11 protein-coding genes are annotated in these 12,234 nt (G+C 73.0%); 4 read left to right on the plus strand and 7 right to left on the minus strand.

Translation table 11 applies throughout. The features are described 5' to 3' along the window. Window positions 1-111: 111 nt before the first annotated feature. Both ABZ624_RS05715 and ABZ624_RS05720 read right to left on the minus strand, forming a co-directional pair. Entirely contained in the window at window positions 112-669 is a 558-nt protein-coding gene (locus ABZ624_RS05715) for a toxin-antitoxin system, toxin component (protein WP_360082926.1), read from the minus strand. Window positions 670-683: 14 nt separating this feature from the next. Next, window positions 684-1,340, minus strand: coding sequence for a helix-turn-helix transcriptional regulator (locus tag ABZ624_RS05720; RefSeq protein WP_360082928.1), 657 nt, complete (start codon window positions 1,338-1,340; stop codon window positions 684-686). A gap of 240 nt (window positions 1,341-1,580) precedes the next feature. Here ABZ624_RS05720 and ABZ624_RS05725 point away from each other — a divergent pair, with 240 nt between their 5' ends. From ABZ624_RS05725 to ABZ624_RS05735, 3 genes are all read left to right on the plus strand, one after another. Then, window positions 1,581-2,252: a hypothetical protein gene (locus ABZ624_RS05725; RefSeq protein WP_360082930.1), complete on the plus strand. Its 672-nt coding sequence runs from the start codon at window positions 1,581-1,583 to the stop codon at window positions 2,250-2,252. Between the two features lie 483 nt (window positions 2,253-2,735). Continuing rightward, window positions 2,736-4,784 (plus strand): phosphocholine-specific phospholipase C, encoded by a 2,049-nt coding sequence (locus ABZ624_RS05730; protein ID WP_360082932.1) that lies wholly within the window; start codon window positions 2,736-2,738, stop codon window positions 4,782-4,784. A 66-nt stretch (window positions 4,785-4,850) separates the two neighbouring features. Beyond that, the gene (locus ABZ624_RS05735; protein ID WP_360082934.1) at window positions 4,851-5,714 is read left to right on the plus strand and encodes a phospholipid scramblase-related protein; all 864 of its coding nucleotides are present in this window, start codon (window positions 4,851-4,853) and stop codon (window positions 5,712-5,714) included. Between the two features lie 79 nt (window positions 5,715-5,793). Here the strand turns inward: ABZ624_RS05735 and ABZ624_RS05740 are convergent, their stop codons facing one another. Together ABZ624_RS05740 and ABZ624_RS05745 are read right to left on the minus strand one after the other, a co-directional pair. After that, a complete protein-coding gene (locus ABZ624_RS05740; RefSeq protein ID WP_360082936.1) occupies window positions 5,794-6,753 on the minus strand; it encodes a hypothetical protein in 960 nt (319 codons plus the stop codon). Beyond that, on the minus strand, window positions 6,750-7,550 hold the full coding sequence (locus tag ABZ624_RS05745; RefSeq protein ID WP_360082938.1) for a phosphatase PAP2 family protein: 801 nt from the start codon (window positions 7,548-7,550) through the stop codon (window positions 6,750-6,752). Before ABZ624_RS05745 ends, ABZ624_RS05740 begins: the two co-directional genes overlap by 4 nt. A gap of 216 nt (window positions 7,551-7,766) precedes the next feature. Between ABZ624_RS05745 and ABZ624_RS05750 the strand changes: the two genes are divergently transcribed. Then, window positions 7,767-8,381 (plus strand): TetR/AcrR family transcriptional regulator C-terminal ligand-binding domain-containing protein, encoded by a 615-nt coding sequence (locus ABZ624_RS05750; RefSeq protein WP_360082940.1) that lies wholly within the window; start codon window positions 7,767-7,769, stop codon window positions 8,379-8,381. A gap of 148 nt (window positions 8,382-8,529) precedes the next feature. On the opposite strand, the gene ABZ624_RS05755 is transcribed toward ABZ624_RS05750, so the two are convergent. From ABZ624_RS05755 to ABZ624_RS05765, 3 genes are all read right to left on the minus strand, one after another. After that, complete coding sequence (locus tag ABZ624_RS05755; protein ID WP_360082942.1) at window positions 8,530-9,609, minus strand: DUF2510 domain-containing protein; 1,080 nt, start codon at window positions 9,607-9,609, stop codon at window positions 8,530-8,532. A 128-nt stretch (window positions 9,610-9,737) separates the two neighbouring features. Continuing rightward, a complete protein-coding gene (locus ABZ624_RS05760; protein WP_360082944.1) occupies window positions 9,738-10,907 on the minus strand; it encodes an anhydro-N-acetylmuramic acid kinase in 1,170 nt (389 codons plus the stop codon). A gap of 3 nt (window positions 10,908-10,910) precedes the next feature. After that, a complete protein-coding gene (locus tag ABZ624_RS05765; protein ID WP_360082946.1) occupies window positions 10,911-12,221 on the minus strand; it encodes an MFS transporter in 1,311 nt (436 codons plus the stop codon). Between the last annotated feature and the right edge of the window lie 13 nt (window positions 12,222-12,234).

The following is a 12,234-nucleotide window of genomic DNA, read 5'->3' on the forward strand; positions in this document are numbered from 1 at the left end:
GTTAGGCTCCGCGCCGGTTCGCCCGCTCAGCGGAGGTGAAGAAATGAGCCGTGCCCGGTGGCGACGTGCGGCCGGCGCGTGGGCCGGGGCGGCGCGGCGAACGTCCTGGGGTCAGCCCTTCGTGCCCGAGTGGTACCCCAGGGACGCCTCGATGCGTCCGACCACGTCGTCCCGCTGCACCGGACCGCGCGCCGAACCGGCCAGCCAGGTGCGGCACTTGCTGGCCAGCAGCAGACCGAAGGTCTCGGCCTCCCGCTCCTCGGCGAGGTCGAAGCGGGTCCGCGCCGCGACCCGCCGCACCGTGGCCCGGAACGCGTCCTGGTCGGTGTCGTCGTACAGCAGCCGCGTGGCGACGCCGATGCCGTCGACGTGGTGTCCGCGGTGGTCGGCCTGCAGGTGCCAGAGCTCATGGCCGAGGATCACCAACTGGTGGTCGGGAGCGGTGCGTTCCTCCACGACGACGAGGTCGCGGTCGGTCAGGTCCAGCCACAGCCCGCTCGCCGTGCCCGGCGGGAAGGCGGCGGCCCGGAAGTGCACCGGCCGGCCGCGGCGGCGGCTCATCGCCGCGCACAGCGCGCGGTACAGCTCTCCCGGCGGTGCCGGCACGGGCAGCCTCAGCCCGCCCGCCAGCTCGTTGCACAGCCGGCGCATGTCCCTGCCGATGCCCACAGTCCTCCCCAGGCTCACGACTCGGGCCGTTTGACGCTTTCCAGGAGCATGTCGAGCCACTCCGCGACCTTGTCCCGGTGCTGGTCGGTGGGCAGCTGCGCGGCCCGCCAGGCTATGCCGCGCACCCCGTGGTCCTGCAGCAGCCGCTCCAGCGGGTCCTGGTCGGCCCCGGCGGCGGCCCGCTCCCGGTCGGCGAGCTTCTGCAGCAGCTCCTGCTCGGTGCGCTGCAGCGCACCGGCCAGCGCCTCGGGGTCCTCGGCGGTGAGGAAGCCGGCGTGCACCCGGAAGAAACGCTGCAGCGCGTCGCAGTGCTCCATGGTCGGCCGCCGGTCGCCGTTGATGAGGGCGCCGGCCTGCTGCCGGGACATGCCCGCGCCGTCGGCGATCTCCTGCTGGGTGTACGTGCGGCCGTTGGGTTTCAGCCGGGTGCGCCGCAGCAGGCCCAGGCGCTGCAGAAAGCGGGCCTGGACGTCCGGTTCACCGGCCGGCCGGCCACTGAGCAGGGCCTTGACCACCGCCTCCGGCACACCGCAGGCCACGGAGAGCCGCCCGACGTCGAAGACCTCGGCCTGCGGCACGCTGAGCCGGTCGGCGAGTGCGGTGACGCGGGCGACGACGGCCGGCAGCTGGGCGGTCGCCGTGGCGCCCGGATCCTCGTAGCCATCCGTCACCGACAGAACTCCTACGTCTCTCGAGGGCTTCAGATGTGTCCGTGCTTCTCACGAGCGATCGCCGTGAACTTCCCGGAGAGTAGCGGGTGCCTCGAACTCACATCCAGGTGTCGCCACAACTGTGGCGAATTTCGGCCGTCAATGGGCATGGAATGCCACGATAGTTGACACGGTCTTGTCGGGGGCCGCAGGATCGCAGAGCCGCGTGAAGGCGGCAGAGGCAAGAGGGGTGACCTCCCGATGGCACATCAGGCAGGAGGGCGGCGGCCGGCACCGCGGCCCGTCCCCGAGACCTGCGAGACCCAGGCGTATCTCCAGGACTACGGCGTACTGCTGGAGGCCCTCGCCTGCCCGTCCCTGGTCGTCGACCACCGCTGGGACGTGGTCATGGCCAACGGCGCGTTCGAGACACTTTTCCGTGGGGTGCGCCGGCATGCGACGGCCATGCCCGGGGACAACTTCCTGCGGTTCGTCCTGTTCCACCCGGACGCGGGCGACGTCCTCGGCGAGCACGAGCAGGGCTGGTGCCTGCCGATGCTGGCCCATCTCAGGTCTGCCCTGGAGACGTACGGTCACGACCACGAACTCCAGGCGGTCCGCCGGGACATCGCCCAGGACCCGCTCATGGAGGCCGCCTACCGGCAGGGCCTGCCGCACTGGATCCGGGCCGTGGGGGAGACGGCGACCCGGCTCGACGGGGCCGTGCGGCTGCTGGTCCATCCCGACCCGCGCCGCGGCCCCACCGAGTGCCGCATCGTCGAGGAGACTCCGGAGGTTCTGCGCGCCCTCGGCTACCGGCGCCTTTCCCTGGTCCTGCGCGAGAACCGCCGGCCCGCCGCACCCGTACGCCGCCCGCGCCGGCCACGTGGCCCGGCGGGACACCTCACGGTCGTCCGTACCCCCGAGGACTGACCCGGCACCGCCGGCGTTCAGGTCGTCGACGGCGTCGGGCCGCAAGGGGAGCACGCCCCGCACAGCCGGGGCTGCTCGGCATGCGGCTCCGCCGCGTGGGCGCGACCAGCCCGCAGCCACTGACACGTTCGGAGTGGCGGTCCGTCCTTCTGCTGCTGGCAACGGGGCGGGAGGGCGCAGTCTGGAACGGGTCGCTCTGTACGCGCAGGGCGAACGGGACGCGCTGGAACCGGGCCGCGCCCTCGCGCGGCACGCCACTCGGTAGCCCGAAGTCGCCGACCGGCCACCAGTGTTGGCCTCGACGGCCGCCGCCTCATGTGTCCTCGGGGTGCGCACCGCACGGACCGCCGAGTTTCACACAGGCGCCACCAGACCCTTCCCTGACGTTTGCTGCTCTTGGAACACTCGCTCCGCGCAGCTTCCGTCATGTGTACGGCATCACGGCGGCATCACGTACGTCAGGACGAGAGGACCCTCACACCCATGGCCGAAGTCAACCGGCGCCGTTTCCTTCAACTCACGGGCGCCACCACCGCGTTCACCGCGCTGTCCAACAGCATCCAGCGCGCCGCGGCCCTGCCCGCGCACCATCGCACCGGGACGGTCCAGGACGTCGAGCACATCGTCGTCCTCATGCAGGAGAACCGATCCTTCGACCACTACTTCGGCACGCTCCGCGGCGTCCGCGGCTTCGGCGATCCCCGTTCCGTCACGCAGAACGGCCGGTCGGTCTGGAAGCAGTCCGACGGCACGAAGGACATCCTGCCCTTCCACCCGGACGCCGACGACCTGGGCCTGGCCTTCATACAGGACCTGCCGCACGGCTGGCAGGACACGCATGCCGCCTTCAACGGGGGCACGTACGACAAGTGGGTGCCGGCCAAGGGCACCACGACCATGGCGTACCTGACCCGCGAGGACATCCCGTTCCACTACGCGCTCGCCGACTCCTTCACGCTCTGCGACGCCTACCACTGCTCGTTCATGGGCTCGACCGACCCGAACCGCTACTACATGTGGACCGGTTACGTCGGCAACGACGGCAAGGGCGGCGGCCCGGTCCTCGGCAACGACGAGAAGGGCTACGGCTGGACGACGTACCCCGAGCGTCTGGAGAAGGCCGGGGTCTCCTGGAAGATCTACCAGGACGTCGGCGACGGCCTGGACGCCGCCGGCGGCTGGGGCTGGATCAACGACGCCTACCGTGGCAACTACGGCGACAACTCGCTGCTCTACTTCAACCAGTACCGCGACGCCAAGCCCGGCGACCCGCTGTACGACAAGGCCCGCACCGGCACCGACGCGAAGAAGGGCGAGGGCTTCTTCGACCAGCTGAAGGCCGACGTCAAGGCCGGCACGCTGCCGCAGGTGTCCTGGATCGTCGCCCCCGAGGCCTTCACCGAGCACCCCAACTGGCCCGCCAACTACGGCGCGTGGTACGTCGCCCAGGTCCTGGACGCGCTCACCTCCAACCCGGAGGTGTGGGGCAAGACGGCACTTTTCCTCACCTACGACGAGAACGACGGCTTCTTCGACCATGTCGTCCCGCCCTTCCCGCCGTCCTCCGGCGCCCAGGGCAAGTCGACCGTCGACCCCTCGCTCGACCTGTACAAGGGCGACGCGAGCCATGTCGCCGGCCCCTACGGGCTCGGCCAGCGGGTGCCGATGCTGGTGGTCTCGCCCTGGAGCAAGGGCGGTTACGTCTGCTCCGAGACCTTCGACCACACCTCGATCATCCGGTTCATCGAGCGCCGCTTCGGCGTGCACGAACCGAACGTCTCGCCCTGGCGCCGCGCCGTCACCGGCGACCTGACCAGTGCCTTCGACTTCTCCCGCAGGGACACCGAGCCGGTCGCGCTGCCGTCCACGGCCGCCTATGAGCCGCCGGACCGGGACCGCCACCCGGACTACGTGCCCAAGCCGCCCGCCCACCCCTCGCTGCCCAGGCAGGAGCGCGGCAGCCGGCCCACCCGCCCGCTGAAGTACGCCCCGGTGGTGGACGGTTGCGCGGACACGGCGGCCGGCACCTTCACACTCACCTTCGCCCCGGGGGCGCACGCGGGCGCCGCCTTCCTCGTGACCTCCGGCAACCGCACCGACGGCCCCTGGAGCTACACCACCGAGGCGGGCAAGTCTCTCTCCGACACCTGGAACTCGGCCTACTCCGGCGGTGTCCACGACCTCGCGGTGCACGGCCCCAACGGCTTCCTGCGCGTCTTCAAGGGCAGGGGCAAGGCCGCGGGACCGGAGGCGACCGCCCGGCACGTCGGCGACCAGCTGGAACTCACCTTCACCAACAAGGGTTCCGGCACGGTGAAGCTGAAGCTCGTCAGCGGCTACGGCGGCAGCCCGGCCACCGTGACCGTACGGCCCGGCGCGACCGTCAGGCACACCGTCGACCTCACGGCGAGCAGGCGCTGGTACGACGTGACGGTCACCTGCGACGCCGATCCGGCCTTCCTGCGCGGCTTCGCCGGCCATGTCGAGAACGGGCGCCCCGGCGTCAGCGACCCGGCGATCGCGACGGAGTGAACGGGCGATGAACACCGCTCCGTGCGGACTGGTCAGGTACCGGTCACGGCAGGGTAGTGTGCCCCGGTGACCACGCAATCGAACACCCCTGCAGGCTGGTACCCGGATCCGCACGGAGCGCCGCAGACGCTCCGCTACTGGGACGGCGCGCAGTGGACCCAGCACACCAACCCGGCGCAGGCGCCCGCCGGTCAGGTCCCGCCGCAGGCCGCTCCGCAGCAGCAGGCCGCCCCGCAGCAGTACGGCGCCCCGCAGGCGCAGGCCGCCGACCCCAAGGTGCAGCGCCAGGTGCAGCAGCAGGCCGGGGTCCAGGCCGGCGGCCCCGGCGGCGGCACCCTCTTCACCGAGCCCGTGCTGGTCGTGAACCAGAAGGCCAAGCTGATCGAGGTGACCAACGAGTACAAGGTCATGGATCAGCACGGCCGCGACATCGGCTCGGTCACCGAGGTCGGCCAGGGCGTGCTGAGGAAGATCCTCCGTTTCGTCTCCAGCTGGGACCAGTTCCTGACCCACAAGCTGGAGATCCGCGACGCCTACGGCCAGCCGCAGCTGCTGCTGACCCGGCCCGGGAAGATCTTCAAGTCCCGGGTGATCGTGACCCGTCCGGACGGCTCGCCGGTCGGCGAGATCGTCCAGCAGAACATGATCGGGAAGATCAACTTCGCGATGAACGTGAACGGCCAGCAGGTCGGCGCGATCAAGGCGGAGAACTGGCGGGCGTGGAACTTCGCCATCGTCGACCACGCGGACAACGAGGTCGCCCGGATCACCAAGACCTGGGAGGGGCTCGCCAAGACGCTCTTCACGACCGCGGACAACTACGTCCTGCAGATCCACTACCAGCTGCCCGAGCCGCTGCTGAGCCTCGTGGTGGCGACGGCCCTGACCGTCGACACCGCGCTGAAGCAGGACTCGCGGGGCTGGAACTGAGCGGGCCCCGACGGGGGAGAAACGGCGACGGCGGCCGGAGCGCACGAGCGAGGTGCGCACCGGCCGCCGTCGTGTCGTCTCAGAGCGCCGTGAGATGTCCCGGCTGTTCCGGCTGCCGGGGCACCAGGGCCGGTTCGGCGGTCGCCGTGTCCGGCTCCAGGGCGAGAACCGCGGCCACGGGGTGCTCCTCGTCCTCGTCCGGCGGCTCCGGTGCCGCCTGCGGCGTGACCCGGGTGAGCAGGACCACGCCCCGGGACGCGAGGGCCGCCCCGGCGAGGGCCAGCAGGACGCCGGCCGGGCCGCCCTTCAGGCCCTGGCCGAGCAGGGTGAGCCCGATGACCGCGGCGGCCACCGGGTTGGCGAGGGTGACCACCGCCAGCGGCGCGCCGAGGCCGCCGCGGTAGGCGGCCTGCGACAGCAGCAGCCCGCCGACGGCGAAGGCGGCGACGAGCACGGCGACGACGATCACCTCGGTGTCCAGGCCCGGCCCGGTGCGGTCGGTGGCCGCCACGGTCACCGTCTGGGTCAGCGCCGAGGCGACACCGGAGGCGAAGCCGGACGCCGTCGCGTGCCTGAGGCCCGGCCGGGCGCCGGGCCGGGAGAGCACGCCGATGGTGACGGCGGTCGTAGCGGCGACCGCCAGCGCCTCGGTCAGGCTCAGCACCCGCGCGGGCGCCGGTCCGGAGGCGGTGACGAGCAGCGCGGCCAGCCCGAGCAGCGTCAGCGCCGTACCCCGCCACTCCGCCGTGCTGACCCGGCGTCCGGCTGCCCGCGCCCCGAGCGGCACGGCTGCGATCAGGGTGAGCGCGCCCAGCGGCTGGACGAGGGTGAGCGGACCGTACCTGAGGGCCACGACGTGCAGCAGGGCGGCGGTCGCGTTCAGGCCGACCGCCGACCACCAGGCGCCGGTGCCGAGCAGCCGCAGCAGGCCGGTGCCGGTGGTGCGGGAGGCGAGGCGCTCCTGGGCGACGGCGGCCAGCGCGTAGGCGACGGCCGAGACGAGGGAGAGGGCTACGGCCACCAGGGCGGCGGCGCTCATCGGCCCGCTCCCGCGAGGACCTGCTCGCGCGGCGCGGGCCGGCCGGTGCCGCGTTGCGCCGCGGTGGGCGTCCGGTGCGGCGGACGGATCACGGCCAGGGCGACGCCGAGCATGGCCGTGGCGACGATCGCGTCGAGCCAGTAGTGGTTCGCCGTGCCCACGATCACCAGCAGGGTGATCAGCGGGTGCAGCAGCCACAGCGGGCGCCACCGGGACCGCGTGGCCACGATCAGCCCGATCGCCACCATCAGCGCCCAGCCGAAGTGCAGCGACGGCATGGCCGCGAACTGGTTGGACAGGTGGTCGCTGGACGGCGGGCCGTACACGGAGGGGCCGTACAGGCGGGCGGTGTCCACCAGGCCGGTGCCGGCCAGCATCCGCGGCGGGGCCAGCGGGAAGGTGAACGGCAGCACCAGCGCGGCCGAGGTGACGGCCGCGAGGACCCGGCGGGCCCACACGTAGTGCGCGGGCCGCCTGAGGTAGAGCCAGACCAGGAAGGCGAGCGTCGCCGGGAAGTGGACGGTGGCGTAGTAGGCGTTCGCGAGGCGGACGAGCGTGTCGCCGTGCAGCAGTGCGGACTGCACGGCGTTCTCGTGCGGGAGACGCAGGGTCCGTTCCAGGTCCCACACGCGGTGCGCGTTGTGGAAGGCGTTCCCGGTGTGTCCGACGGCCAGTTGCCGGCCGAGCTTGTAGACGAGGAAGAGCCCCGCTACCAGCAGAAGCTCACGTATCAGTGCCGGACGCGTGACCGCGTCCGGCTCCGCTTCTGCCTCTGCAGGCGCGGTTCGGGCATTCATCCCCCGGCCCCTTCGCTGACGGTGGTGCAGGTGTGCACATCATCGATACGCTGTCGTACCGATACGCCAGTGTACCGATACGGTTCGGTACCGGTACACTGGCGTATCGATTGATGTGCGACACACTGGAGACAGGGTCGGCGGACCCGCTCGGGCGCTGCTCCAGCGAGCCGCACAGGGATGATCCGCGGGATTACGAGTGAGGGGAAGCACCGCATGACGTCGCAGGCCGCGGACGGACCGGAGACGGTCGTCGCCTCGCGCCGCTCCAAGATCACGCCGGAGCGTGAGCGGGAGTTCTTCGACGCCGTGCTGGAACAGATCCGCGAGTGCGGCTACGAGTCGGTCACCATGGAGGGCGTCGCCGCCAGCACCCGCTGCAGCAAGTCCACGCTCTACCGGCAGTGGAAGACCAAGCCCCAGTTCGTCGCGGCCGCGCTGCGCGCCAGCCGCCGGGTGCGGTTCGCCGGCATCGACACCGGATCGCTCGCCGGGGACCTGCGCCGGGCCGCGCGGGCCGCGGGCGACTGGTCCGGCAAGGACACCAAGCTGCTGCAGGCGCTCGGGCACGCGGTGACGGCGGACCAGGAACTGGCCCGGGCGCTGCGCGAGGCGCTGGTGTATCCGGAGATCGCCGCGTTGCAGGAGATGCTCGCGCGGGGGGTGGCCCGGGGCGAGGTGCGCCAGGACCATCCGGCCCTGGAGTACATCCCCGCGATGATGTTCGGTGTGCTGCGCGTACGGCCCGTGCTCAGCGGCCAGTACGCCGACGCCGACTACCTGGTCCGGTTCGTGGAGGCCGCCGTGCTGCCCGCGCTCGGGCTGACCTAGGACTCAGGTCGCCGTTCACGGGATGACTCGACGGCGACCTGCCCGCGCCGCACCGTGGGGACGGGGGCGGCGCGCACCCCGGCCGGGTGGGGCTCCTCTTGAGCGGAGGGGAGCCCCGCCCGGCCACATCATGTCCGGCGGGCAGGGATCAGACGTCCTGGCCGTTCCCGCCGCCGGAGGAGACCTTGATCCCCCTGAGGATCTCGTCGATGACCGACGTCTTCTGCCCGACGTCGATGCCGAAGCGCACCACCACGATCTGCTGGGCGTCGTCGGGCGAGGGGAAGGCGACCGACTCGACGTATCCGTCGGCGCCCTTGCTGGTGACCGCCTTCCAGCGCACCATGTAGCCCTTCTGCCCGGCCACCGTCACCGCCCCGGAGTCCAGCACCTGGTGCGAGGTGATGCTGCCGTAGGTGCTCCCGCCGTAGGACTGCTTGGCGTTGGCCGCGATGTCCGCCTCGGCGACCTTCTCCGCCGTGTCGCCCTTGATGCGCAGCGTCCGGGCCGGAGCGGTGTAGGCGCCGCCCGAGGTGCAGGTCTGGGTGGGGTCGCCGGGGCACTTGTAGGAGTCGTCGGAGGTCACCTCCGCGCCGACGGCGATCGTCCGCCCGGTCCAGCCCCGGGGCACCGGCAGGCTGATCCCGCTGACCAGGTCAGGCACCGTGCCGCCGCCCTTGACCTTGGGCGCCTCGGGCTGACCCGGCGACGGCGAGGCCCCACCGGACCCGCCCGGACCACCGGACCTGCCGGGACCACCGGACCCGCCCGAACCCCCCGAACCCCCCGAACCCCCCGAACCGGCCGAGCCGCCGGGCCCGCCGCCCCGGCCGCCGTCCTGCCCGCCCGCGGCTCCCTGCCGGGTCCCGGCCCGGTCGGCGCTGCCGGCGTGGTTCCTGGTCAGGGCCCACACGCCCCCTGCGATGCTCGCCAGGACCACCGCCGCCACCGTGACGGCTATGCCGGTGCGCAGGCGCCGGGAACCGTCCCGGGGCGGAGCGGGGTAGGCCGGATACACCGGATACCCGGGCTGTGCGCCGTACGCGGGCGGAGCGGAGGGCGCCGCTGGGTGCGCCGGCTGCTGTGCCGGAGGACCCCACGGGGCGCCCGTCCCGGCGGGGCGGGTCCGGTCCGTCCAGGACTTGCCGTCCCACCAGCGCTCGGTGGGCGGACCGTCGTTCGTCTGCCCGGGGTCGGGGTACCACCCGGGGGGAGTCACCTGCGTCATGCCCTTACCGTATGAGGCGACGGTGAAAGGGTGATGAGAGGATCCGCGTCCCCTCCCTCGGACGGGACGTTCCACCCCGTCTCTTCGTCCACGCGGTTCTTCTTCCCACGGCCGGCTGTCCGGCCTCGTCACGGCCCCCGCTCCACCCCCTCCACCACCAGCCGCACCGGCCCGCGCGCCGCGGCCCGCGGCAGCCGGAACCCGTCCCTGCCCGGGGTCAGCGACCCCAGCACGCTCGCATGGCGGGCGCCCGTGCCGCGCGGATCGGTACCGGGCAGGCCGTGGGCGGTCAGGAAGCCGAGGACCGCGAAGGCGTACGCCTCCTTCGCGGCGCCGGACAGCCCCAGTTCGTCCGAGGCGCGCACCGGAACGGGCGCGAGCTCCTCCCGCAGCATCCCCGTCAGCACCGGGTTGCGCAGGCCGCCGCCGGACGCGATCACCTCGCCGGCACCGACGGACCGCACCGCGTCCGCGACCGTCCGGGCCGTCAGCAGGGCGAGGGTCGCCAGTGCGTCCTCGGCGCGGATGCCGTCGAACACCCCGGCCGACCGCAGATACCCGGCGTGGAACACCTCCTTGCCCGTCGTCTTCGGCGGCGGCAGCGCGTAGTACGGCTCCGCGAGCAGCCGGTCCAGCAGCCGCCGCTCCGGCCGCCCGCGACCGGCCAGCGCGCCGTCCGCGTCGTACGCCGCGCGCCCGCCGCTGAACTCCCGGACCGCCGCGTCCAGCAGCGCACAGCCCGGTCCGGTGTCGAACGCCGTCCCGTCCGGCGCGGTCAGGTTGGCGATGCCACCGATGTTCAGCGCCACCGCCCGGCCCGGCCTGCCGCGCAGCCACAGCAGGTCGACCAGGCTGACCAGCGGCGCGCCCTGGCCGCCGGCCGCGACGTCCCGGGCCCGGAAGTCGGCGACCACCGGCAGCCCGGTCGCCTCCGCGATCCAGGCGGGCTGCCCCAGCTGGAGCGTGCCGTGCACCCGGCCGCCCTCCGCCCAGTGATACACGGTCTGCCCGTGCGAGGCCACCAACTCGGCGCGGCCGTCGCACAGTTCACGGTCCGCCCGAACCGCCGCCGCCGCGAACGCCCGCCCGATGCCGGTGTCCAGCCGGCACACCTCGGCGAGCGGTACGGCGGCCGGCGGCAGCGCTCCGCTGAGCGCCGCCCGCAGACCGGCCTCGTACGGGGTGCTCACCATCCCCAGGGGCCGTAGCAGCAGCGTGTCACCGTCGAGCCGGAGCCCGGCCGCCGCCGCGTCGACCGCGTCGTACGACGTCCCCGACATCAAACCGATCACCAGCATCGGTCAACTCGCCTTCTCCGAGGGGTGTTTCCGCTTCTTCGAGGGGCGTCCGAGCAGGGCCAGGGCGCTGACCGCGCATGCCGTCGCCGCGTAGTACGCGGGCACGTCCGGATTGCCGGTGCGGCGCACCGCCTCCGTGATGATCAGGCCCGCGCAGCCGGAGAACACCGCGTTCGCCAGGGCGTAGGCGAGGCCGAGGCCCGTCCAGCGCACCCGGGTCGGGAACGTCTCGGCCAGCAGTGCGGGGCCCGGACCGGCCATCAGGCCCACCATCGCGCCCGCGGCAGCCAGCGCCCACCCCTTCGCCGGTCCCGAAGCACCCGGATCCTGCAGGAGGTTGAGCACAGGCAGCGCGGTCACCGACACCAGCACCGCCCCCGCGAGCAGCACCGGACGCCGCCCCACCCGGTCGCTGAGCAGTCCCGCCGGCAGGATCGCCACCGCGAACCCGGCGTTGGCCACGGCCGCGGAGAGCAGCGCCTGCCGGACATCCGCATGCAGCGAGACCTGGAGGTACGAGGGCAGCACCACCAGGAACGTGTAACCGGCCGCCGACCAGCCCGCCACCCGCGCCGCCGCGAGCAGCAGCGCCCCGAACCCGAGCCGCACCGTCCGCGCACCTTCCCCCTCCGCGTCCGCCAGGAACGACGGCGTCTCCGCCAGCCCCGCCCGCAGCCACAGCGCCACCAGACCCAACGGCAACGCCAGCAGGAACGGCAGACGCCAGCCCCAGGCGGCCAGTTGGGGCCCGGACAGCACGGTCGCCGTCAGTGCCGCCACGCCCGCCCCGCACAGCAGCCCCAGCGCCACCGTGAACGACTGCCACGCCCCGTACAGACCCCGCCGCCCCGACGGTGCGAACTCGGTCAGCACCGTCACCGCCCCGCCGAACTCCCCGCCCGCCGACAGACCCTGGACCGCCCTCAGAAAGGTCAGCAGCCACGGCGCGAGCGCGCCCGCGGTGGCGTACGTCGGCAGCACGCCGATCAGCGTCGTCGTCCCCGACATCAGCGCGACCACCGCGAGCAGCACCGGCCGCCGCCCCCACCGGTCGCCCAGCCGGCCGAACAGCACCGCGCCGAGCGGCCGGAAGAAGAAGGCCAGCGCGAACGAGGCGTACGTCCGCACCAGCGCCTCTGCGGTGCCGCCGCCCGCAGGGGCGAAGAACCGCTCGGCCAGCTCCGTGGCCAGAAAGCCGTAGACCCCGAACTCGTACCACTCGACGAGATTGCCCACCGACCCCGCCGCCACCGCGCGCACCACCGGCCCGCGCGACGGCGCGCGTGCGCCGGAAACAGGTTTCGTGCCAGCCATGGTTGACGCTCCG

Source organism: Streptomyces sp. NPDC007205 (genome assembly GCF_040634095.1).
Classification (GTDB): domain Bacteria; phylum Actinomycetota; class Actinomycetes; order Streptomycetales; family Streptomycetaceae; genus Streptomyces.